Here is a 24842-nt window from a genome sequence, read left to right as displayed (position 1 = left end):
TTCTCCGCGTACCGCCTCTTATGTCCCGGAAAGCCGGAACAGGTCGGCACAGCGGGGCATCCGGGGCGAGTGGGGCCTGTCCTGTCCCCATATGGGCTGACAGGCGGCCCCGTCCGCGGCATCGCGCCCAGGAAGCGGGGCATCCGGGGCGGGCGCAGAAAGACCTGCTTGCACCGTACTACAAAATAGTACAAAATAGAGAGTGAGGGGAGTCCATGAGCTGGACTGTCACTGTCAAAAATTCCGCGCGCAAGGGCATAGACAAGCTCCCGGAGAAGATCCGGCGCGTCTTGGCCCTGCTGATGCTCGAGATCGAAACAGCCGGGCCCATCCGCGGCAACTGGCCCAATTACGGCAAGCTCGGTCCCCGCCGCCACCATTGTCATCTGAAAAAGGGGCGGCCCACCTATGTCGCTGTCTGGGAAGAATCCCCGGACGGTATCCAACTCGTTGAGGTGACCTATGCAGGAACACACGAACGCGCCCCGTACTGAAGCGGTCATGCTGTCGTTCGCCGTCCCCCCGGACAGGATCGAGGAAGTGTTGCGCACCATGCGGAGCCTGGGCCTGTCGCCCACGCATGACAGCACGCCGTGGCGGGAAGCGCTGGGCTACACGGCGGAGGCCATGCCCGGTGTGCTGCTTTCCGGCGCCCGCTACCGGGAAGGCCTGACCCAGGTGCAGCTGGCGGAAAAGACAGGCATCCCCCGCCGCCACATCAGCGAGATGGAGAACGGCAAGCGCCCCATCGGCAAGAAGAACGCCCGCCTGCTGGGCGAGGCCCTGGGCATCGAACCACGCCTGTTGCTGGCGGTCTGAGGCCGTCCTGCTGGCCGGCGCGACGCTACCGCATGCCGTCATGATCTGATCTTTCTCCGGCCCGGCATGACATCATGGACCATACTGCTGCGGCGGCCTCCCTTGCCGCCCTGCCGGGGACATCCCAAGAAAGTCTGTAAAAGGAAGGAGGCACCGTGAGCGGATATGTCCTGCTTGAACAGATCGAGGCTGTCGATGATGTCCTGCGGCGCTGGCACAAAGAGGCCGATTTTTTGCAGACCGTCGCCCAGGCGGAAAAGATCCCCTTCTTCTACCTACAGGAAAGTCGCATACGTCCCGCGGATGGCATGACGGTTTATTTTTGCCTGCAGCTCGACAGCCTCCGCTGCATCGATCTGCTCCATCATCTATATGATACGGAAGGCATCTTCCTGCGCCCTGAAGATGTGGCAGCCTATGAACAGGCCCATCCCGAACTGCTGTGGGAACCTGTTCAGCCTGGGGATCCCCTCGTGCAGGAATACGGAGAACGCATCCCTGCCGAAGTCGTACGCCAGTGGCTGGGCATGAGCCCCATGACCTTCATTGACCTCCTGAACAGCGGACGAGGCCCCATTTCGTCATGGGAAGAAGCCTTCAGGCAGAATCGCCAAAACCCTCTCAATCTGGGCCAAGCGTATTTCTCTCTGAAAGACCTGAAGGATGCGCGCCTCACCTTCCACATCCTCGACTGGAAAGAATGGCAGAAAGAGCACAGACAGCTCCTGCAAATCGCTCCCGCGGCACTGCCCGGCACAACCGGCAGCGCAACGGCCAGTCCGCAGGAAAAAGAGGCCCGGATCCTTGCACTGGAAGAGCAGCTCAACGCACGGGATATACGGATAACAGAACTGGAAGACCTGCTCAGGACAAAAGACCGGCAGATAGCTGTCCTGGAGGAACAGGGACCTGTCGATGCCCAGCGCTGGCGGGACAATATGGCAGCCGTATGCGAACTGCTGGTCTCCATCATGCAGGGGACAAAAACGGACTGGATCAGGGACGAGTTCACCACAGCGCTGGCACGCACGTGTCCCCGCTACCTCACGGAGGTGGAAAAGCTCGTCTGGAAGGCCCTGCCGGATAGTTACAAGCACGGCATAGGGCGCAAGAAAAAAATATGAAAAAACCTGAACACTCCGGAACTGTTAGCTATTTTCCATAAACTCATACGTCAGGAACGGGCATTTATCTTCCGGAAGCTCCCATTTTCCCCCGGCAAAAAAATCTCGAACCTCGATCGCCTTGTCCTGCAAGGTGTTCGGGGTTTTCTCCATTTTTACAGATCCACGATTCTGGTTTTCCAGCCTTTTCTTTCTCAAAGACAGCGGCATGATGTGTACCGGGATACATCCCGATCCTTTATCTGGCAAAAAGAACAGGAGGTCCATCATGCCCCGTACCCATGCCGTTCTCCCCTCCCGCTGGCTGTCCACAGAAGCCGCCGCTGCCTATCTTGGCGTCTCGCCTTCCACACTCTGCAACGACCGCGTCACGCGCTCCCTGAACATCCCCTTCACCCGTCTGGGGCGCCGTGTCCTCTATGACCGACAGGAGCTGGACGCCTATCTTCTCGCCCGCATGGAGGGCGTCCGCCGCCGTGAGGAGGCCTGATATGTCCCTCCAGCGCGGTTTTGACAACCTTGCGGACAGGGACCTGCTGCAGGGACAGGCCCTGTACTCCGCTCCCGCACAGCCTGCCGCCATGGCTCGCAGACCGCTTGGACAACACATCCACCATCATTTCCAGAGTGCGACCATATACAGGAGGGATCATGAGTAATGACACCCTGAACGCCTTTGAAGAAAGCTTGCGGGCTGCCGGGCTGCTGGTGGAACACCTCGAAACGGACGGCGTGCTGCACCGTTGCGGCACCACGGACAAGCCCCGCGGCAAGGACGGGGCCTACCGTATCCACCTGGATGATCCGGCCTGCTGCTGGTGGAAGAACTGGATCACCGGTGATGAAGGATCGCGGTCTACCAGACCGGCCAAAGACCTGTCCCCTGCCGAGCGCAAGGCCCTGCGGGAACGCATCGCCGCTGCCCGGAAAGCTGCCGCAGAAGAACAGGCCACGCGCTGGGCCGCGTCTGCCAAGCTGGCCCGGGCCATCTGGAAAAGAGCGGGAAGTGCACCGGATGCACACCCTTACTTGCAACGGAAAGGTGTCCCTGCTCTTGGTGGCATCCGGCAGCGGGAATGTCAGGGCATTGTAGAGCTGTTGCTGCCTGTGCTGGATGCTTCCGGCACGCTGGTGAGCCTGCAAAGCATCCTGCCGGACAAGCTCTTTCTGAAGGGTGGCAAAACGGCGAGCGGCTACTTCCCCATTCCGGCAAAGGACGGCACCAAGGACGGCCCCCTGCTCATAGCGGAAGGATACGCCACCGCCGCAAGCCTACACCTTGCCACGGGCCACGCCTGCCTTGTGGCCTTCAATGCGGGAAACCTTGAGGCCGTGGCCCGCATGGCCCGGGACAAGTATCCCGACAGGGAGATCATCCTCTGCGCTGACAACGATTGCGAGACCATGAAGGAGGGCAAGGCATGGAATCCAGGCGTGGATGCGGCTACCAAAGCCGCTCAGGCCATTGGTGCAAAGCTGGCCGTCTGCCCTGCCCTGGACGGCGCAAAGGCGGACTTCAATGATCTGCACAGGGCCAGGAGCCTTGAGGCAGTACGCCAGACGGTGAAACAGGCCCTTGCCACTCCAGAGCCCAAGGGACAGGCCACAGGACAACCGCTCACGATCGTGTCCCTGCGCCAGCTGCTGGAGCTGGACATCCCGCCCCGCGGTCATGTGCTGTATCCCATCATCCCGGAACAGGGCCTTGCCATGCTGTTTGCGGAACGCGGCACAGGCAAGACCTTCGTAGGCTTCCATCTGGCCTATGCCGTGGCCTCGGGCGGGAGCGTTTTTGGCTGGAAGGCCGACCGCCCCCGTCGGACCCTCTATCTTGACGGAGAGATGCCCCTTGCCTCTGTCCAGGAGCGTTTCGCGGCCCTTGTGGCAGCGGCGGACACCGAGCCGCCTGAAGAATTCCTGCGCCTGTTGACCCCGGATCTGCAAGGGGACTTCCTGATGCCGAATCTGGCCACCCGGGAAGGGCAGGATCGACTTGCTCCTTATCTGGCGGATATCGACTTTCTCGTGGTCGACAACCTTGCGACGCTGGCCAGAACAGGACGCGCCAATGACGAGGACAGCTGGCGGCCTGTACAGGAATGGATCCTGGGCCTGCGGCGACAGGGCAAGGCTGTCCTCCTGATCCACCATTCCAGCAAAAACGGCTCCCAGCGCGGCACCGTGGCGAAAGAGGACGTGCTGGACACGGTCATCCGCCTGAGCCGTCCCCGGGACTACACGCCGGAGCAGGGTGCACGCTTCGATGTCACCCTGACCAAGGCCCGAGGCATCTTCGGGGCGGACGCCGACCCCTTTGAAGCCTGCCTCGTCGAAGGCTGCCGCTGGCAAATCCGTCCCGCCACAGATGCGCTCCTGGAGCAGGTCAAACAGATGCTGGCGGACGGCCTGACCTACCGGGAGATCGCGGAAGAAGTCGGCAAGGGAAAAAGCAGCATCGCCCGCCTCTGCAAACAGCACGGCCTCAAGTCGCAAAGGGGGTGATATGGGACAGAGCACGACAGTTTCCACTCTGTCCCGCTGTCCCACACCCTTGTGTGGGGACAATGGGACACGGCCCGTACCACAGCCCTTTTCCGGACCATCCGCCGGGACAGGAGCGGGACAGGTTTCTCTCAAGACACTGGCATGCAGGATAATGGCGCGGGACAGGTCAAGGGACAAATGCGGGACAGGCCCTGCCCCATGCTCCGGGACAGCAGACCCTACTTTGTCCCACCCCTGCCCTGCTCACGGCCCGTACGCACAGGCCACGAAAACGGCCCATCCCTGGCCTGTGCTGCACGAGCTGAACGAAACATACAAGATGGGAGCCCTGCCTGCCGAAGACGGGAGCGGCCTTGTCCTCTACCCGGCGGCGGGGCTGCTCCTGTCCGAGAAGGAAGCGGCCCTGTGTTACGCCAGGGACAATCTGGATGCCCTGCTTCACGACTTGGCCCTTGAGTATCTGCCCCGACAGGTATGGCTGGACAGGAAGAGCGGAGGCATCGCTCCGGATAGAGGCAGCACCACGGAGGCCAAACACACTTCGGCCCCATGAAAAAACAAGGGCTCACGGTACGGATCGCCACTTCGCGACGTATGCAGAGCAAAGAGAGTACAGGAAAAACATGAAAAATCTGCAGCAGATGTTGCGTACTCTCCTGCGTCAGCAGCAGGAAGACTTTCAGGAATATATGAAACAATCCTTCCCGCGTACCGGTCGCACCTTGCCGGGCCAGACATGAGGCGCCAGGACAAGGGCCGGGACGCCCTGCAAGCGCAAAGACCTGTACGGCAATGGCCGGTGCTGCCTGCATGGCGGATTGTCCACAGGGCCAAGGACAGAGAAAGGCAAGCGGCGTTCCGCAGCCAACGGCAAACGGCCCAAACGGAAGCGCAAAACAGATGGAGAAAAGCAAACCCCATGAGAGGGTAAGAAATGTTGAAGTCTGACTATGGCAAGCACGCCGGACAGTACCATCCCTGCCGGGGGGAGTGAGACAGGGGCGGTCTTCGGGGCCGCCCTTCTGTTTTTTTAATCCGGGAAAGGGGCCCCTTTGGCATGCCGGGGCGGGAAAAGCCATGCGTCCATGCCGGGGAGTTATGGCGCTGGCGTAGAGACCAGGGGAAACTGCAAGAGCGTACCCCCGCTCCCCAGGCCGAAGCTGGAGGCGGTACGCGCTGGATCTGTTCAAGATGATCTGTCTGAATCCTGTCCGTCATGCGGTGAGGAATACGGTATCGTCAACGCGGGTGCTGCCGGCATGGCAAGGCAGCCGGGGGAATAGAGATACGCAACAGCGTCAGGCACCGGCGAAGGATGCCTGACGCTGCCAAGGGGCCGGGGATGACTCCCCAGATGTAACCCTTGCGCTCGGCAGGCGTCGGGGCGTGGCCCTTGATGCTTCAATGGGGCCGGGGATCACTCCCCGGATGTAACGAGCTGCGAGCCCGGCGGGCAGTCAGGCCGGAAGAGGCTTCAATGGGGCCGGGGATCACTCCCCAGATGTAACTCCGTGGCAGACTGCTGGTTGTCCAGCCTGTCCTGCTTCAATGGGGCCGGGGATCACTCCCCGGATGTAACCTCCTGGTCGTGATACTTGCCGTCAACGATGCCGTCGCTTCAATGGGGCCGGGGATCGCTCCCCGGATGTGACTCCAGTCATGGTAGTAGCGTTCCCAGGCAGATCCGCTTCAATGGGGCCGGGGATAGTTCCCCAGATGTGACGCCGTAGTTGCGCAGGCCCACCACACCGTAGAAATAACTTCAATGGGGCCGAGGATCGTTCCTCGGATGTAACTTCACCGTGACGGCAGCGCAGGCCATGTCCACGATGCTTCAATGGAGCCGGGGATTACTCCCTGGATGTAACTTGTAGCGGTTCGGTGAAGGTGTGGCCGTGGCAACGCTTCAATGGAGCCGGGAATCACTCCCCGGATGTGACTGGAACGGCGGCATTCTGGACGAATACGCCAACATGCTTCAATGGGGCCGGAAATTATCTCCCAGAATCCTTCCATTCCATATACTGGAATAATCCTCATATATGGACTTCATTGGAACTGGGATTTTCCCCGGATGTGACTCGCTAGATGCATAGGAATTGTTGTTCTCATACTGGCTTCAATGGGGCCGAGGATCGCTCCCCGGATGGACATGCCACCAGTATTCGTCATAGCGATTCTGGTAACCGCTTCAATGGGGCCGGAGAACACTCCCCGAATGTAACGCCGCAGGCGGCCGCGCGGTTGGTGGCCTTGATACTTCAATGGAGCCGGGGATCACTCCCCGGATGTAACAACCACCTCGGTGGCAGCGGTGTAGACCTGTCGGTTGCTTCAATGGGGCCGGGGATCACTCCCCGGATGTAACGCGTCCAGAAGGATTCCTCGGAATCACAGATGTAGTTGCTTCAATGGAGCTGGGGACTACTCCCCGGATAGGACGGCATCGCCAAGGACGCCAAGATTGACGGTCTCCAGCTTCAATGGAGCCGGAGATCACTCCCCGGATGTAAGATCCCGCGTGGTGATAGAGGGGTAGTCCACAAGCGCGCTTCAATGGGGCCGAGGATCACTCCCCGGATGTAACGTGAACGTCATCGACAACAACGTGCAGGTCTACTGGCTTCAACGGAGCCGGGGATCGCTCCCCGGATGTGACGCCGTGTTGATCTTGCGCAGGGCCTGCTGGATCTGGCTTCAACGGAGCCGGGGATCGCTCCCCGGATGTGACGCCGTGTTGATCTTGCGCAGGGCCTGCTGGATCTGGCTTCAACGGAGCCGGGGATCGCTCCCCGGATGTAACCCGCCCCTCTTTCCCCCTCCCCCTTTCCTCTGAATCGCTTCAACGGAGCCGGGGATCGCTCCCCGGATGTAACCAGCAACTGGTGGTCATGAGCCGGGACGACCTGCAGGCTTCAACGGAGCCGGGGATCGCTCCCCGGATGTAACCACGGATGGCATATCTCTGCATCCTGCCCGGCGTGCTTCAACGGAGCCGGGGATCGCTCCCCGGATGTAACGGCTCCTCCGTTCTAGCAAGGCCCGGCGCGGCCTGTAAAGGCATGGATCGAAGACCTGTCGTCCTTTGCCCCGCGGCAGACCGCCTGCCGTGCCCGCTGCAAGAAAAAGCCCTGTTTTTTCAGTCCGGTTGCACCAGCGAGAAAGGTACGGTATTTTGAAGTATGTTTCCGGTCCTCGCGGGCAGGCCCGCCCGCGCCATCTTCCAGCAAGAGGAGTCCCGCGTGCCATCCTTGTCTGACTGGTATTCGGCAGCGCTCGGCGTTTCCCCCTATCCCTACCAGCAGCGTCTGGCGGACGAGCCCTGGCCCGACGTGCTGGAGATCCCCACCGGCCTCGGCAAGACAGCGGCCATCCTGCTGGCCTGGCTCCACAAGCGGCAGCGACAGGATGCCCACACGCCCCGGCGGCTGGTCTGGTGCCTGCCCATGCGCGTGCTGGTGGAGCAGACCGCGCGGCTGGCACGGCAATGGACCGCCACTCTGGCCGGTGCGGGCCTGCTCTCCCGTGCGCCCGCAGTGCATGTGCTCATGGGCGGTGACGTGGCGCGGGACTGGGACCTGCGCCCCGAAGATGACGCCATCCTCATCGGCACCCAGGACCAGCTTTTGTCCCGCGCCCTCAACCGCGGCTACGCCATGAGCCGCTTCCGCTGGCCGCTGGATTTCGCCCTGCTGCACAACGATGCCTTCTGGGTCTTCGACGAGGTGCAGCTCATGGGCGCGGGCCTGCCCACCTCCACCCAGCTGGAGGCCTTCCGGCAGCGCTTCGGCGTCGCCCTGCCCTGCCGTTCCCTGTGGTGCAGCGCCACCCTGCATCCGCGCTGGCTGGCCAGTGTGGACTTTGCCGCCCGCTGTCCCGCCCCGCAGCTGCGGACACTGGACGCGGCGGATACGACCTTCCCGCAGGTGATCCGGCGCATCCATGCCGCCAAGCGCCTCCAGCCCTTGGCCATCAAAAAAACCAAAGACCTGGCGGCATCCGTCCTCAAAGAACACCGCCCCGGCACCCTGACCCTGGTGATACGCAACCGGGTCAAGGATGCCGTGGGTCTGTTCGCGACCCTGAAAAAAGACAAAAAAGCCCCGCCCCTGTGCCTGCTGCATTCCCGCTTCCGCCCCGCTGACCGCGGCCGCGTGCTGGAAGAGGCTCTTTCCGCACCGGGAGAGGCGGGGCGCATCATCGTCACCACGCAGGTGGTGGAGGCCGGTGTGGACATCTCCGCCGCCACCCTGTTCACGGATCTGGCTCCGTGGTCATCGCTGGTGCAGCGCTTCGGACGCTGCAACCGGGCCGGGGAGCTGGAAGATGCCCGCATCTTCTGGCTGGATGCCCCCTGCAAGACGGAACAGGCGGCCCGCCCGTACACGCCGGCAGCTCTGGCCAGGGCCCGCGCGCTGCTCTCCGGGCTGGAGGATGCCGCGCCCGCCCTGCTGCCCCGCAGCGAAGACCGGGACGATGCCCATGCCGTGCTGCGCGCTCCTGACCTCTTCGATCTTTTCGACACCACGCCCGATCTTGCCGGGGCGGACATCGACGTTTCCCGCTTCATCCGGGAAAGCGATGATACCGACGTGCAGGCCTTCTGGCGCTCCTGGCCGGGAGACATGCCCGGCGGGGACATGCCCGGCCCGGCTCGCGAGGAGCTGTGCCCCGTGCCGCTGGGCGAGATGCGCGACTTTCTCAAAGACAAAAGACAGCATGCCTGGGTCTGGGACAGTCTGGAAGGCCACTGGCAGGAAGTCCGCCGTCTGCGGCCCGGCATGGTCGTGCTGCTCAGGGACACGGCCGGCGGCTATGCGCCGCACAGCGGCTGGGACAGCGCTGCCACGGCCCGTGTCGCACCCGTCATCCCGGCGGCCCCAGCGCCCGCCCCTACGGGACTGGACAGCGACACGCACAGCCATGCCGCATGGCAAAGCCTGCAGGAACATGGCGAACGCACCCTGAGCGCCCTGCAGGCCCTGCTCTCGAATCTGGACGGGCCTGTGCCCCCGGACTGTCTGCCCGCCCTGCTCACCGCGGCACGGCGGCATGACTGGGGCAAGGCACATGCCGTTTTTCAGAAGGCCTGTCAGGCCCCGGATACCGGGGAGGTCTGGGCCAAGGCGCCACAGATGCGGGTTTATGCCCGGCCGGGGTTCCGTCACGAGCTGGCTTCGGCCCTGGCCCTGCTGCATACGGGGCACGATGATCTGGTCGTGTATCTGGCGGCGGCGCATCACGGCAAGATACGCCTTTCCCTGCGGGCCCTGCCCAATGAACAGGCCCCTGCCGGGGTACGCCGCTTCGCGCGCGGCATCCATGAAGGGGACTACCTGCCCCCGGTGGACGGGATGCCCGGCGTCACTCTGTCCCTGACCTGCATGGAGCTGGGTTTTTCCGAACAGGGCGCCAGCTGGGCCGACCGCATGAGCGCCCTGCTGGAACACTGGGGGCCGTTCCGTCTGGCCTTCTGGGAAGCACTCTTGCGCCTTGCCGACTGGCGGGCCAGCGCGGAGGATAGACACCATGCCTGACATCCTGCTCGAAGGCTGCGCCTCGCGCCCGCTGGCAGCCTATCTCAAGGCCCTGGGCATCCTGCGGCTCGTGGGCGAACAGGCCGACGCCAACGCCCGCGGGGCGTGGCAGAACGGGGCCTTTCTCCTTTCCTCCAGCCTTGACCGGCAGGCGCTGTGCGACTTTTTTATGGAAACATGGCAGCCGACACCGCTTGTCACTCCGTGGAACGGAGGCAGCGGCTTTTACCCCGGCGACAACAGGGAAGGCATCGACGCTCTGGCCCAGTCCACGAGCCCCCGCCTTGCCGTTTACCGGGAGGTCATCGCCCGCATACGCAACTGGCCGGAACTGGTCGCGCCCCCCAAAGAAAAGAAACAGCTGGATGAACTGCGCAAACGCTGCAAGGAGACTTTTTTGCAGCGCTGTCGTGCCGAACTGCCGGAGAGCTGTCTGCCCTGGCTGGATGCTACGTGCATCCTACGTACCGATAAGGCGGTGTTCGCTCCCCTGCTGGGGACGGGCGGCAATGAAGGCCGGCTGGAATATAGCAGCAATTTCATGCGCCATGTGGCCAAAATATTCGCCTGCCCGCCGGAAGAATCCCGCACCTGGCTGGAAAGTGCCCTGTTCGGCCTGCCGGTCAATGGCCTGCCCAAGTCCGCCGCAGGCCAGTTCGACCCCGGTCATGCCGGTGGCTGCAACCAGGATACGGGCCCCTATCGTGCCGACGTGCCGGTCAATCCCTGGGATTTCCTGCTGCTGTTCGAAGGTACGCTGCTCTTTGCAGGGAGCCTGACCCGCCGTGCCCCGGAAGATCCGAACGACGTTTGCTTTCCTTTCTGTGTGGAAGGACTGGCAGCAGGCTTTGCTTCTTCCTCCCTGACCGACAAGGGCCGAGGCGAGATATGGATGCCGCTCTGGTCGCGTACAGCCTCTCTGCGGGAAGTACGCCGCCTGCTGGGGGAAGGCCGGGCGAGCCTGGGCCGCCGTCAGGCCCGGAACGGGCTGGACTTTGCCCGCGCCATCGCGTCCCTTGGCGTGGAACGGGGCATCGACGGTTTCGAACGTTACAGTTTTCTGGAACGCCGGGGACAAAGTTATGTGGCCCTGCCGTCCGGGAGCCTGTCCGTACAATATCAACCACAGGTAGCCCTGCTGGACCCTGTGGCACGCTGGGTACAACAACGCTGCCGCCAGAAAGAAGAGCCAAATTCGTTGACCGCTGCCCGGCGTCGCCTTACCGCTGCTGTTTTCGCGTGTACCCGCACCCCGGATGCTCCCCGCTTTGTGGCCGTGAGCAGGGCCCTGGCCCGGATGGATGCCCTGCCGGGCCTGCCCGGCCTGCTGGCCGCCCCCTGTACGCCCCTGTCACCGGACTGGATAAGCGCCTGCGACGACGGCGGGCCGGAGGTACGACTGGCCGCCGCCCTGGCCTCCCTGCGCGGTTCCGGCAAACTGGGGCCGTTCCGTGCCCATCTCTCACCGGTCGCGCCCCATGCCCTGTACCGCTGGGAGGATACGTCTGACCATCATGTGCCGTGGCGCGGCGAGACGCTCGAAGGCCTGGGCAGGATGTTCCTGCGCCGCCTCGTCCTGGCCCAACGCTACGGCGAAGATCCCCTGCGGGCCGATCTGCGCCTGTCTCCCGCCGACCTGCTGCCCCTGCTGGACGGCAGACTGGATGTGGAGCTGCTGCGCGACCTGTTACGGGCCTTTTCCCTCGTAGGCAGGCCGCAACGTCTGCCGGAAGCCTGGTGTGCTCCCCTCCGGCAGACACGTCTCCCCCATGCTGTGGCTTTGCTCAAACTGCTCTATACACCGCTGCCACAGGATGCAGGTCTGGACAGGGAGCGCCTGCGCCCGGAACAGCGCATCCTCAGACTGGTACAGGCCGGCCGCCTTGCGGAAGCCTGCGCCCTGGCTGCCCAGCGTCTGCGCATCGCCGGAGGCGGGGGGCTCTATCTTCCTACGTCCTTTGCCGAAAGCGTCCGCGCCCTGTCCCCTGCGGCTGTCCTGGCCTGCCTTGCCGTACCTGTAGACGGACGCGCCCTGCTCCACCAACTTCGCCAGCCATCCTGACAAAAGGAGTTCCCATGATTCTGGATCGTTGCTCTTCCGGACGCCTGCTTGTGGAAGCCGACCTCGTCCCGCTGCAGGGACAGCGCTTTCAGCCCACCGGCTTCGCCGATCTTGGCGCGGCTGTCTATACCTTGCCCGACGGCACCCGCATGCTGCTGGTGGAGTCGGCACAGTCCATGGCCAACCGTCTGGAACAGACCATCGTCACCCCGGACGGTGAGGTCATCCCTGAGCTGGAAGGGCTCTCCTATGTCGCGGCCGACCTGAAAGGCAAAGATGTGGGGCCCCTTTCCACCACGACCCTGCTGGAGGCCCACCGTCTTGCCTCGCCCTTCATCATTGCCGACAAGGCCTTCCAGAAGCAGTTCTGCGAAGAGGCCGCCTACAGCAAAAAAGGCGTCCTGAACTGGAAGCGCATCCATGCCACCATCTTCAAGTATGATGTGAATTCCCTGCTGCACGGGGTGTTCCTCTCCATCGTCGATGGCGGCCGTATCAAGGTACCGCGCCTCATCTCTGCTTTTATCGAGGCCCGGAACGTGCGCGAGGCCATCTCCGGCGGCGTCAAGAACAGCTTCGATCCTACCGGCAGCCTGCGCCATGCGGAGTACGACAAAGACGTGTACAGCAATGTGCCCTATCAGCGCACCGAATACACGGCGGAACGCATCACGGCCTATTTCAATCTGGATGTGGGCGGTATCCGGGCCCTGGGCCTGCCCAAGGAAGCCCAGGAGCTGTTGTTCTGCCTGGGCCTGTACAAGATGCGCCGCCTGCTGTCCGGCAGCCTGCGCCTGCGTACGGCCTGCGACCTGCGCCTGGACGGGGAGCCGCGTCTGTCCGGCATGGACAGCCTGCCCACGGAAGCAGAGCTGCTCGCCGCCCTGCAGCAGGCCGTGGCGGCCTGCGCGCCCCTGTTCGCCCAGCCGCCGGTCACCCGTTTGCAGGCCCCCATCACGGTCAAAAATGACAAGAACAAGGACGCTGCCAACGACAGCACCGACAGCGAGGAGGCCTGATGCCTGTCCTTGAGATCACTTTTCCGGCGGGGCGCTATCACGCCACAGCCTGGGGACGCAACGTCAATGAAGGGGATCCCGAATGGCCACCTTCCCCCTTCCGTCTGGCCCGGGCCCTGATGGACATGCGCTATCGCCGCTTCGACGGGATCACGGACAGCGAGCTGGAGGCCGCGCTCCTGCCGCTGGTCGGCACGCCCCGCTTCAGCCTGCCGCCCGTCAGCAAGATGGCCGTGAAGTGCTATCTTGACCAGGGAGCCAAAGAACTCGACAGGCAACCCGTACTGGATGCCTTTGTCTGCCTGGGCAAGGACGATGCGCTGTATATGGAACTGCCGGAGGCTCCGGCAACGTCGCTGCGGATTCTGGAGCAGCTGGCCGGGGCGCTGCCCTATCTGGGCCGCTCGGAATCCTGGGTCACGGCCCAGCTGTGCGATGCCCTGCCCCCGCACCGCCACTGGAACTGCTGTCCCGCACAGCAGGATGCCCCGCTGGACAGCCTTGTCAGTGTCCAGACGCTCCTGTCACCGGAGGCCTACAGCGGCTTGCCCTATCTGCCGTCCACGGGTTCAGGGAAGAAAAAACGCCCCTGCTCCTGGCTGGAAGCTCTGGCCCTTTCCACAAAGACCCTGCTGACGGAAGGCTGGAACAGGCATCCGCTCCTTGGGTCATGCACCTATGCCCTCCATGAGCAGGAGATGCCCTCCAAAGCTCTGCCCCTGTCCGGGGATGGCCCTTGCTGCGTGACCTATGCGCTGCGAGCCACGCCCCTGCCGCCGGTCACGCATGGGCTGATCCTGGCGGAACGCATACGCGCCGGGCTCATGAGCCGCCACAAGCACTGCTGCGGTGATCCCGATGCCGTCTCGCCCCTGTTCAGCGGCAAGGATGCCTCAGGACGTCCCCTGTGCGGGCATCAGCATGCCAGTTACTGGCCCTGCGATACGGACGGGGACGGCAAGATCGACCATGTACGCGTCTTCCTGCCGCGAGGTTTGACTCAGGATGAACGGGCAGCCCTGGAAAGCCTGCGTCATGTCTGGGCCCGGGGCGCCAAGCTGGCGGAACTGATCTACCTGCATTGCCTGCCGCTTGCCGCCTTTCCCCGTGCCCGGACAGTGGTCAGCGCGACCCCGGTGGTCTTTGGCCGTCACTACAAGGCCCGGCAAGGGGCACACAGGGACTGGCTGGAAGCGGAACTGCGTCGGGCCTGTGCTGTCCAGGGCCTGCCGGAACCGGTGCGGGTCGAGCCTTTCCCCTTCCTTCCCATCCGGGACGGCGCGGAACTGCCCTGGAGCAGCTTCGTCCGGCAACGCAAGGACAAAGCTCCCCAGCCTGGCTACGGCTTCCGGCTCCATTTCGACAGCCCGGTTCCCGTCCCCTTTGCCATCGGCAGCCTGGCCCATTTCAGCCTGGGGCTTTTTGTCGCGGGGTAGGAGAGCCCTCACCTTCTCTTCCTGTGCCCGGGCCATGAAAGGGGACATCACCTCCCCCCAGAGGGGCGCACATACCATGGATGCCGGACATATGGGTCCGGTGACCAGATGCTACGGAACATGCTTGGAAATCCTCACGGCCAGTCATGACATACTTTCTGCGAACGTGAGACGATAAAAACAGGGGGACATAGTGCCACAGTTCAAAAGCAAAGACTGGCTGAACGATTTTCTGGCCCGGCGTGGGCTTTCCAGACCGGATGGACGCCATCTTTTTTCCTACCATGCCACCCCGGAGGAGTTCCTGTCGCTGGAAGAAGGATTACGGCAAAATGTAGACACGGTCTCTAGGCTGGTGATCGGGAATCCTTTTATCCTGTGGAAGAATTCCCCTGATTTCAACGCTGTCTTCGTGCTGTATGCCTCTCTTTGTTGGCAGCAGCGCTATGCCGGGACAACATGGTCCTACGATGTCATCCTAGAGGGTCTCGGCGTCACCCAGGATATCTCCATCCAGATTCGACAAGAGATTATCAGTAATGGCCTGCGATTCTGGGGGCTTGTCGAAAATGACAAGGGATACAGATATCTTGGTGCCATCGCACGCGAAGCCGGCCTGCCACAAAAGCTGCTGTCCGAGAACCGTGGCGCCGTAGGCCGCATCCTCCATACCGTCCTGCGGGGGGCCCTGCAATCCAACCAGTCCGGCGACATCATCACGGCCTGGGTGGAAAATTCTACGAATCTTTTGCCCCAATCTTATCGAAATGCAGATATCACGGCACTCCTGGCCCACTCCATCAATGCCATCCTCGACATCAGGAAGTCCATCCAGGCAAGCACGCTCGAAGACGCCATGACGGAGCTGGACGCGAAGGTCCCGGACTGGCGGGCCCGCTTTCCCCTGCCGCTCTATGATGAGGCGGCTCGCGACCTGTTGAACCGTCTGCTGGAAGACGCCACCACCTCAACGGAAGCGAAACAAAGCGGCAGTCCTGTTTCTGCCCGTCGCTGCCTTGCCAGACAAAATGGACAGGACTGGGAACTCCAGGCCCGTCTGGATATGCCTTCCAGGATAGACACCAGGCTCGAAGAACACAAATACCGGCTCCTCTCCATGCGCATCAGCTCCGGCCAAGCGGTCTTCGAAGCTGTGCTGAAAAAGCATGCCCAAAATGACTTCTACTTTTTTCAGCAAAAGAAGAGTGTCCTGTTCTCCGGTCCGGATGCTGCGCAGGAAATCCGCATCCGATATACGGCGCCTTCGGGATTCTGCCAGTCCCACGTCTGTCCCGGCGGCACGGAGCTCGACACGGACCTGCCCTGGATATTCGAAGGAGAACAGTATGACTACCGCTTCCGGCAGCAGGGTGGCGGCAGCGTACGCGGCAAGGTGGCCTACGTTGCCCTTGCGCCCGGATGGCATGCGGAACATGCGGAGAACATGGGCCCCCTGACAGGTACCGACAGGCATGTCTATCGTATGGTGGAGTCCGGCCATCTGAAAAATGCCGATCTCACCTTCCGGGTACGGACCGCCGTCCTGAGCGGGGAAGAATACGACTGGAGCCGGAACAACCGCTTCTGGGACGTAGAGGTGATCCAGCCCGCCCTGGCCTTCCGCGGTATCCCCAAGGCCATCTTTTCCACGGGCAACAGCCAGGGGTATCCGCGTGGCGATCTGTTGAAGAAAACTCCGGGGATGGAGACCTTTTCCACGCTCTCCGCAACGAACATGCCCGCCGGTGTCATGCAGGTCTGGTTCAGGACGACCGGCGGGGCCAGCCTGCGCAATCGCATGCTCCTGCTCCCTTCGGACGCCTCTGTGTCCTTGGGGACGGATGCGGCAGGAAGAGGCCTTGTACGTCTTGAGCGGTGGCGTGCCGCAAGTGTCACCTTTGCCCGTTCACAGGAAGGTCTGGAGCTGGATTGCCGCTGCCAGGGCGACAGTCTCGAGATTGCCCTGAAAGCCCTGCCCGGGCACATTCCTCCGGCAACGGTGGATCTGTGGGTACACTGGAAGGAGACCCCCCAGCCCGCGCAGATCCGCGTCCCCTTCCCCCAGAAAGGGGCCCGCCTTTTCAATGCCGATGGGCAGGAAATCCTGCCACGAAGGCAGATCTGCGCGTTCCGTCTGCATGGGCTCTGCCTGTACTGCTTCAGTACGGGCGTGCGCCGTGCCGCGCTGCGGCTTTCCCTGAATAACGGGAAAAGTCTGCACTATCCTCTGGCAACGCAGAACAATGGCACCATCATCCGCCTCATGGACTGGCAGGGCGCTCTTTTGGAGATGCTGGCCATGGGAAGCGGGCTGGATGCCTATGTATCACTGGAGATCCTGTTTGACGGGCGCAAGGTCGCAGGCTGGAGCGTGGCACGCTACGAAGCCAGCCTGGTCCCGGAGGAGACAAAGGCTGTCCTGTCCCTGCCCGCACACGGGACTCGCCCGCCGCAGGGCTATGCCATCAAGGCACTGTTGCTCGACCAGCCGGAACGGGGCCTGATGCCGCTTGCGGAAACGCTGCTCGATGACGGCAGCCCTTCGGGATCATGGGAAGTCGCGGCATGCCTGAACAGCCCCGGCCCCTGGCTCATCTTCGATGATACGGAAGGGACCTCTCTGCGTCCGCTCCTGTGGTCTGTGACCGATGACGGACATGATGATCTTTCCCGTGACCGCCTCCAGAGGGCGATCGCCGAAAAGGACCGGGGAGCCCGCCAGAGGGCTTTCCGGGACTGTGTCAGCATCATGGAGCAGGGCCTAGAAGCTTCGGAATGGTCGACACTTGTCTGCCTGCTGGGCCATGTGAAGAACCTGCCGCTCTCCACTCTGGAGATCTGGCAAGCCCTCCTGCACTCGCCGCGGATCATGGCCATGATCGCCCTGCATCCGGGGATATCGTTCCAGTCCCTTACTTCCAGGGTCAGTACGGAACTCCCTTTCCTGTGGACCTTCATTTCCCGAGAGGACTGGGCTGCTGCCAGTACATGCGTCAGACAGTACTTTGAAACGCTCATTCCCGGCGAAATGGCCCCTAAAGTCTGGCAGGATCTCATGCAGCGGAGGATGGAAAAGCTCAGCTCCTGCTGCCCTGCTGTCAATGCCCTGCTGCATCTCGCTCTTAGCCTGCCCTGTGAAGAAAAGGATCTGAATGCCATCAAGATCGTCTTCACAGCTCCGCACGTCACCAGCCTTCTGTTCAAAGATGACAATTCCGAGATGCAGAAATTGCTGCGACGTCATGCTGACGATGAATGGCCCATAGACTTCATCTCTACGGTCGAGCAGGAACGGTACCGCAACGACATCACGCCCTTCCTTTTCTTCGCCCAGCGGCACCAAAACGGCGTGCTCGGTCTGCCCATCCTGCTGGCGATCCAGGCTTTCGTCTCCAGGGAAGTCTCCATCCCCCTTCCCCCGGAGCAGGACGTTATCTTCAATATCCGCAAACACCTCCATTTTGATGCCGAATGGTTCGAACAGGCCTCCACGCTTACGACCTACCGCTGTGCGGCTGAAAACTTCACCATAAAGGAATGATCATGCCTCTGTCGTACTTCTCCAGGCTTTTTCCCCGCCTTCAGGATCGCATACGGGAAGACATCCCCGCTGCGCTACCCCTGAACAATGACTCCCTGCGCCACTGTCTGGACGCCATGCTTACCTGCGCTCCGGGAGAAAAAGGCAGCCTCACAGGCGATCCTTCTTTCGAGGCCACCTTCGGCTGGCGACAGGCGGATGTCACTCTTGCGGAACTGACGGGCCAGTTGCTGGATAAACGTCTTGTCCAATGCCTGAACGATCCTCCGGAAGAGCTGCGGCAGGATTATGCCTTTCCTCTTGAACGCAGTCCCTACATGCATCAGCTTGAGGCTTGGAAGACCTTGTGCCGGGAAGAGCCGGCCTCCACCGTCATCAGCAGCGGTACGGGATCAGGCAAAACGGAATGCTTCATGATTCCCATCCTCCACAGGCTGGCCCGGCAAAGCGCGAAAGAGGGCGGGCCGCTCGAGGGCGTGCGGGCACTTTTCCTCTATCCGCTCAATGCCCTCATCAGCAGTCAGCGCGACCGTCTTGATGCCTGGACGCGAGGCTTCAAGGGCGACGTCCGCTTCTGCCTGTACAACGGCAATACGCCCAACAGCCTGCCTGCGCATGAAAAGAAGCATGCCAATGAGGTCCTGTCTCGCGAAGAGCTGCGGGCCTGTCCCCCTCCCATCCTTTTCACCAACGCCTCCATGCTGGAATACATGCTGGTGCGTACGGAAGATGCCCCTATCCTGCAAAGATCCCAGGGCAAGCTGGAATGGATCGTGCTCGATGAAGCCCACTGTTATATAGGCTCCCAGGCCGCGGAGCTTTCGCTCCTCCTGCGGCGTGTACAAATGGCCTTCGGGGTGACACCTGACAGCGTACGCTTCGTGGCGACGTCCGCGACCATCGGCGATCCCAAAGGACCTGCCGGACAGGATCTAAAACGCTTTCTTGCGGATGTGGCGGGGGTCCCTGTCTCCCAGGTCTCCCTCATTGCCGGGGAGAGGATGATCCCCGAACTCCCTCCTCTGGAAGAGCAGGCCATCACGCTGGAAACTCTGGAAGACATGTCTCCCGAAACTTCCCGGGACGCTCCCCGTCATGCCGCTCTCTGTCGCTCGAAAACGGCAAAAGGCATACGCTCCCTATTTACCCAGGACAAAACTGTGGCCCGGCTCTCTGAGATCTGCGCCCTGCTGCAGGAACACGGCCTTTCCGGCGATGTCGCTACAGCCCTGCGCTGGCTGGATGTGCTGTCGTGGACACTGGGAGATGATGGTACTCCCTTCCTGCCGCTGCGTGCCCATATCTTCGGCAAGGGCCTTCCCGGTCTCTGGGCGTGCGTGGATCCCAAATGTCCGCACAGGCAAAAGGAGTTGCAGGATGACTGGCCCTATGGCGCCGTCTGGACAGACTCGCGCATACATTGCTCTTGCGGGAGCCCGGTCTATGAGATCGTTACCTGCAGGGGATGCCGCACACCGTTCCTCGTGGCCCAAAAGCAGGATCTTACCGACAAAGACGGGCTACCCGCAGAATACCTCAGACAGAAAGACCGTCATCCTGAATTGGAGGAAGATGATACCCTGATTGACGAGGAAGAGACCATCAGACGTCTGTCCGATGCCTATGCCGTCCTGCTGACCTCGACCGAGGACTCATCGCAGGGGCTTTTCCTGGATAAAAAATCCTGCCGCCTCATGGAGAAGGATAACGGCAATGCCATCCGTGTCTGCCTGAAAGAGCCGGAGCATGAGGAAGGCTGCCTTGTCTGTCCGCGTTGTCAGGAGACATCACAGGGCAAACAGGATTTTTATTATTACAACTTCATCAGTACTCTGTACTTGCAGAATACCATCGCTCCAGTGCTTCTGGACTTCGCTCCTGATGGTACGGATCCCGTGCAGCATCCCTGCCGTGGACGGAAAATACTCACGTTTAATGACAGCAGACAGGGAACAGCCCGTTCGGCCATGCGGATGCAGCTTTTTTCCGAGCTTACCCGCATACGCGGTCTTCTTTACCACATCGGGCTGCAGGACTGTGGGCGTACTGATGACGGAAAACGCGCCGTGGTGGAGCAGGAACTCGCTACTCTGGAATCTCTCCCCGAAAATACCCGAACCAAGCTTCAGAGCGTGATCGACGGCAAAAGGGAAGAACTCAAAAAGCTCGGCGAAACTACTCCCATTTCCTTTCAAGACTTGGCCAGGGGCCTTCAGAACGAACGCTCCAGCTTTGAGGCTCTGTACCGGCTCTATCAGGAAAAATCGCCCATGCTGCTGTCCACAGCTTCCGGCATGGAAGATTTTGCCAGGATGCTTGTTTTCCGTGAATTCGGCCGACGACCGGCCAAAGCAGCCAACCTTGAGACACTGGGGCTCATGGCCGTGTGCTATCCGGCGCTGGATCAGGTCTCCAGCGTTCCCCGGGAATTCCAGCAGGCAAACCTGAAGCTGGCGGACTGGCAGGACTTTTTGAAGATCTGCCTCCATGTCATGTTCCGGGCCAACGGAGCCACGGACTTTCCCAGAAACTGGCGGAAATTGTTAGGCATGCCCTACAACCAAAGCTCCATCCTGGCCCCCGGTACAGAAGAGCACAAACGCTTTCAGATTATCTGGCCCCAGTGCCGCCGCAACAAACAGCACAAACTGGTGCGTCTGCTCGAACGTGCCCTCCACCTCGATGCCGGCCAATGGGACCAGGCGGAAGAGATCGACAGCATCCTCCAGCAGGCATGGAACCAGCTGACGAGCCTTCCTTCGCTTTGCTCGCGTCACGAAGATGGTGGTATCCTCTTGCGCACCTCGGCCATGGGCTTCGCACCGCTGAAAAAAGCCTGGCTCTGTCCCTATACGCGACGTTTTCTCGACACGACCTTTGCAGGGCTGTCCCCCTACCTTCCCCGCAAAAGCGAGAAAAGCCTCCTTTGCCGGGAATACGCCATACCGCTCTACCCGCATCCTTTCGGCCCTGCTTCTGAAAACGATGAACTAGAAGCACGGTCCTGGCTTGCAGAAAACCCGGATGTCCAAGTGCTCCGTCAGGCCGGTCTCTGGTTTGCCGATCATGACAGCGTGATCGAGCTGACGCCTTACTTCCGGGCGCAGGAACATTCCGCCCAGCTCTCTTCCTCTGAACTGACACTATGCACGCAGAAGTTCCGGGCCGGGGACATCAATGTGCTTTCCTGCTCCACCACCATGGAAATGGGTATCGACATAGGGGGCATCTCCATCGTGGGCATGAACAACGTGCCTCCCCACCCTGCCAACTATCTCCAGCGTTCCGGACGCTCTGGACGCCGTGGGGAAACACGCGCGCTCACCTTGACCATGTGCAAGAACAACCCCCACGAAATGGCGGCATACGCCAACAGTCGCTGGGCTTTCGACACGCCCCTTCCTGTCCCTCGGGTCTCGCTGAACAGTCCCGTCATCCTGCAAAGGCATGTCAACGCCCTGTTGCTGACTGCTTTCCTCAAAGAGCGGCATCAGAAGGACGACAAAGATCTGGCCAAACTTTCCTGTGAAGCCTTTTTCACCGGCAAAAAACCGGCTGCCCAGCTTTTCTCCCTTCGTTTCAAGACACTGGCAAAGGATTCCCCTCTGCGGGAAAGCATAGGCATCTTGTGCCGCAACAGCATATTCCAGAATGAATCTCCAGAGGTCATGGCGGAACAGGCCGCTGACGCCATGGACAGGGCCTATGAACGCTGGAGAGGTGATTACGATGCCCTGTGCCAGGCGGAAAAAAACATGCTGGGCAGCCCGGATCTGGAGAACACCGCAGCGAAAAAGGCCGTTGTCCTCCGCAAGGAGCGCATGGCCAGGGAATACCTGCTCAAGGAGCTCATCTCGCAGGAATTCCTGCCCGCCCACGGTTTCCCCCTCCACGTGGCCACATTCGACACCATGCATCTTGCGCTATTTCGGGCTCAACAGCGCAAAAAACTGGAAAACAGGGAAAATGCGGACAACATGTTCCTGCGCAGGGAACTGCCCAGCCGCTCTCTGGCCACGGCCCTCTCCGAATACGCTCCCGGCAACAGCGTCGCCATCAACGGTCTTGTGTACGAATCAAAAGGGATCACGTTGAACTGGCATATCCCTGCCTCCGCGGAAGCTGCTGCGGAGCTGCAGAACATACGAAGCCGCTGGCGCTGCCGGAAATGCGGCAACTTCGGCACGGCGGCCAGCCGTTCCCTGGCCATGTGCACGCACTGTGGAGCGCCTTTGACCAAGGAAAACTGGCATGAATACCTTGAACCTGCCGGCTTTGCCGTCGACTTTTTCGAGGAGCCTTCCAACAATGCCAGCCTGGGCGTGATGGGCCTGAGCCATGCCGAAGCCGACGTGTGTGCCGGCGGCTCATGGATATCCCTGGGCCTTCCCGAAGCGGCCCGTTTCCGCTGTACGACATCCGGCACTGTCTTCCACAGCTCACGCGGTCTGTCCGGCAAGGGATACGCCGTGTGTTTGGCCTGCGGCAAAGTGGAATCCATATCTGAAAAAGGCGAGATTCTCCCTACCATGCTGCATCACAAGAAACTCCGTGGTGGGAAAAATGAAAACGACCCGGCCAACAATATCTGCCCTGCCTGCCGGGAAGGGATGCAGTGGAAGATAAAAGCGCCGCTCTGGCTTGCCTGTGAGAGCAAAACTGACGTGCTTGAGTTGCAGATACGCAAAGAGGATCAGTCCTGGCTCAACAACAAGGAACAGGCTTTCCCCATAGCTGTCGCACTGCGGGATGCCCTGGCCGCACGACTCGGCATCCAGACGGAAGAGCTGGAATGTGCCGTTGCATCCCGCAGGATGGAGGATGGTAACCTCTGCACTTCCCTGTTCATCTTCGATAAAAATGCCGCAGGTTATGCATCTTCCGCCGGAGAGCACATGACCGGTCTTTTGCGCGATGCACGCGAACGTCTGCTCTGCCGGGAACACGATTGTGAGACCGCCTGCCCTCACTGCATCCTTAACTTTGACCTGCGCTATCAAAGCAAAGAACTCGACAGGCACAAGGGGCTGGAGATCCTGACGGAAAAATACCTGAGTATGCTCGAACTCCCGGCGGAAGCTTGCATTTTCGGCCCTTCGACCCAGATAGAAACGATGAGGCTTGAAGAGGCTGTCCTTTCCACGCTCCTCCAGCATCCGGCATGCGAAGTGTACCTGCACTTGGGAGAGCATGCGCTCTGGCAGCCCGGAGACAGGGGTATGCTCCATCTCCTGGATATGCTGAGGCTGCGGGGAGTGCAGGTCACGCTGCTTCTGGAACAGGAACTTTTCGACAGTTTCTCGTCAGAAGAACGCATGCTCCTTGCTCCCCTGATTCATGCCAACGTAGGATGCGCTACTCTCTCAGGAGGTTTTCGTGATCCGAAGGCCAGACTTGCCGTAAGCATCAAAGAGCATGAGACCTTGCATCGGTGGGCCATATACAGCGATGGTTCCTCCTCTTTGCTGCTCAAAGGATATACGAACGATACCCTTGGCACAGACAGAGCTCTTTCCCCAAAGGATCTGCTTCCTGTTTCAGGCAATAGCGCTATCGTGAAGATCGGGAGCAACGAAAATATGTCTATTGCGGACTTCGGTCCGTGGTTATGGACAAAATTGCGCAAGTCTCTTGCCGAAAATCTTGGCAAAGACTTTATCGCCTGCCGGCAGCCTGTCAAACGTATCATGTTCTCAGACAGATACTGCAATTCACCACTCACAGCGGCCCTGCTCCACAAGATGCTCAGCTACCTTCAGGAAAGTTATGACGATGCCTGGACATTCCCTTCATGTCATATCTTCCTTACGGAATATATTACTGGTGAAGGAACATCCATATGGGATAATTGGAGAAACGGAAGTGAAAGGAATACCGCGATCAAAGAAATACTCTCTGGTTTTGGCAATATCTCCGTTCTGTCCATGAAAAAAACGGACATGCCCCATGCCCGATCTCTCAAACTGGATTTTCAGGATGGCAGCATGTTGCAGATATGGCTTGACCAGGGACTGGGCTTTCTTCGTGTACTCCATGGAGACACGCAGTTTCCCTTCTATGGGGCTTGCTCAGAGCAGGTACGCGCTTTGAAAAGCATGGATAACGCGTTGAATGTCGTCACAGGAGGGACCATCATCAGCATGCAGCTGCACAATAATTGAGATCCTTTTCCTGATGTGTGACAACGGCCTGCCATGAAATGCCGACAGGCTGTTGTCCTTTCCCCTAAAAAAAGCTCCCGGTGGTCGCAACGATTACACACGTGAGAAAGCTGATAGATACCAGAGGATGGGGAAGTATGTATCATGGTGTTCTGCTGCCCCGGACATCTCCAGCGCCCCGCTTACCGGGGCCCGAAGCGGGGCGGCGCCACACTGTATGATCCCGGGCTCCGCCCCGTTTGCCCCAGTGGCCCCGGGCAAGACAGGGAAAAGGTTGATGGAGGTTTGCCGGTACAAGGACGGGAAAGCCGCTTACAGCGATCAGGAGCATTGCTCCACGGGGCCGGGAGACCATGTGGGGGGAGGCGTTTCCTCCTTCCTCTTCCGGGACAGGACAACGCCCCGGCAAGGCAGGGCACGATAACCGACAACGAAAAAGGCGGGAGAGATCCCGCCTTGATCGTTGTCTTGCCGCTGACGATAGGCAGTACCGCAAACTTGCGCTGCCCATATGTGTGACGCCCCGGGCGAGAGGAGAGCGCCCCCGGGTCGGTCCTCAGAATGAACGACTGGTCACCTTCGAGCCAACCTTCAGCAAAACGCGCCTCAGCGACCAGGCCGGGATCTCCCACCCTGAT

General features: G+C 60.9%; 13 protein-coding genes and 2 pseudogenes. 14 read left to right on the top strand and 1 reads right to left on the bottom strand.

Going from position 1 to position 24842, the window contains the following annotated elements; all coding sequences use genetic code 11:
• The first annotated feature begins 215 nt into the window (after window positions 1-215).
• From ACQRBR_RS03960 to ACQRBR_RS03950, 3 genes are all read left to right on the top strand, one after another.
• Entirely contained in the window at window positions 216-494 is a 279-nt protein-coding gene (locus tag ACQRBR_RS03960; RefSeq protein WP_427812364.1) for a cytotoxic translational repressor of toxin-antitoxin stability system, read from the top strand.
• A complete protein-coding gene (locus ACQRBR_RS03955) occupies window positions 463-819 on the top strand; it encodes a helix-turn-helix domain-containing protein (RefSeq protein ID WP_427812363.1) in 357 nt (118 codons plus the stop codon). Before ACQRBR_RS03960 ends, ACQRBR_RS03955 begins: the two co-directional genes overlap by 32 nt.
• A gap of 155 nt (window positions 820-974) precedes the next feature.
• On the top strand, window positions 975-1943 hold the full coding sequence (locus ACQRBR_RS03950) for a hypothetical protein (protein WP_427812362.1): 969 nt from the start codon (window positions 975-977) through the stop codon (window positions 1941-1943).
• Window positions 1944-1967: 24 nt separating this feature from the next.
• Here ACQRBR_RS03950 and ACQRBR_RS03945 read toward each other — a convergent pair whose 3' ends face one another.
• On the bottom strand, window positions 1968-2213 hold the full coding sequence (locus ACQRBR_RS03945; RefSeq protein WP_427812361.1) for a hypothetical protein: 246 nt from the start codon (window positions 2211-2213) through the stop codon (window positions 1968-1970).
• On the opposite strand from ACQRBR_RS03945, the gene ACQRBR_RS03940 reads away from it, so the two are divergent.
• The 11 genes and pseudogenes from ACQRBR_RS03940 (at window position 2212) to ACQRBR_RS03890 (ending at window position 24204) form a co-directional block, all read left to right on the top strand.
• The gene (locus ACQRBR_RS03940; RefSeq protein WP_278900502.1) at window positions 2212-2433 is read left to right on the top strand and encodes a helix-turn-helix domain-containing protein; all 222 of its coding nucleotides are present in this window, start codon (window positions 2212-2214) and stop codon (window positions 2431-2433) included. The two genes, ACQRBR_RS03945 and ACQRBR_RS03940, sit on opposite strands and share 2 nt — an antisense overlap.
• A gap of 161 nt (window positions 2434-2594) precedes the next feature.
• Complete coding sequence (locus ACQRBR_RS03935) at window positions 2595-4445, top strand: AAA family ATPase (protein ID WP_427812360.1); 1851 nt, start codon at window positions 2595-2597, stop codon at window positions 4443-4445.
• Between the two features lie 226 nt (window positions 4446-4671).
• Window positions 4672-5001 carry a hypothetical protein gene (locus ACQRBR_RS03930; protein ID WP_427812359.1) on the top strand — a complete coding sequence of 110 codons (330 nt, stop codon included), beginning with the start codon at window positions 4672-4674 and terminating at the stop codon, window positions 4999-5001.
• A gap of 199 nt (window positions 5002-5200) precedes the next feature.
• Window positions 5201-5371: pseudogene (locus ACQRBR_RS03925) on the top strand (HGGxSTG domain-containing protein); the annotation flags it as partial.
• Between the two features lie 2319 nt (window positions 5372-7690).
• Window positions 7691-9985 carry a type I-G CRISPR-associated helicase/endonuclease Cas3g gene (cas3g, locus tag ACQRBR_RS03920; RefSeq protein WP_427812358.1) on the top strand — a complete coding sequence of 765 codons (2295 nt, stop codon included), beginning with the start codon at window positions 7691-7693 and terminating at the stop codon, window positions 9983-9985.
• The gene (gene cas8g1 / locus ACQRBR_RS03915; protein ID WP_427812357.1) at window positions 9978-12047 is read left to right on the top strand and encodes a type I-G CRISPR-associated protein Cas8g1/Csx17; all 2070 of its coding nucleotides are present in this window, start codon (window positions 9978-9980) and stop codon (window positions 12045-12047) included. Before cas3g ends, cas8g1 begins: the two co-directional genes overlap by 8 nt.
• Before the next feature lie 14 nt (window positions 12048-12061).
• The gene (gene cas7g / locus ACQRBR_RS03910; RefSeq protein ID WP_337429325.1) at window positions 12062-13066 is read left to right on the top strand and encodes a type I-G CRISPR-associated RAMP protein Csb1/Cas7g; all 1005 of its coding nucleotides are present in this window, start codon (window positions 12062-12064) and stop codon (window positions 13064-13066) included.
• Window positions 13066-14502, top strand: a complete 1437-nt coding sequence (gene csb2, locus ACQRBR_RS03905) for a type I-G CRISPR-associated protein Csb2 (protein ID WP_427812356.1) — start codon at window positions 13066-13068, stop codon at window positions 14500-14502. Before cas7g ends, csb2 begins: the two co-directional genes overlap by 1 nt.
• A gap of 193 nt (window positions 14503-14695) precedes the next feature.
• Window positions 14696-18043: an STY4851/ECs_5259 family protein gene (locus tag ACQRBR_RS03900; RefSeq protein ID WP_427812355.1), complete on the top strand. Its 3348-nt coding sequence runs from the start codon at window positions 14696-14698 to the stop codon at window positions 18041-18043.
• Window positions 18040-18888, top strand: a pseudogene (locus tag ACQRBR_RS03895) (DEAD/DEAH box helicase); the annotation flags it as partial. The gene ACQRBR_RS03900 and the pseudogene ACQRBR_RS03895, both read left to right, overlap by 4 nt.
• Before the next feature lie 639 nt (window positions 18889-19527).
• On the top strand, window positions 19528-24204 hold the full coding sequence (locus ACQRBR_RS03890) for a helicase-related protein (protein ID WP_427812486.1): 4677 nt from the start codon (window positions 19528-19530) through the stop codon (window positions 24202-24204).
• Window positions 24205-24842 lie beyond the last annotated feature (638 nt).

Source organism: Desulfovibrio sp. SGI.133, assembly GCF_050313955.1.
GTDB lineage: Bacteria > Desulfobacterota > Desulfovibrionia > Desulfovibrionales > Desulfovibrionaceae > Desulfovibrio.
The sequence above is the reverse complement of the archived record's forward strand: the minus strand, read 5'-3'. Positions and strand labels throughout refer to the sequence as shown.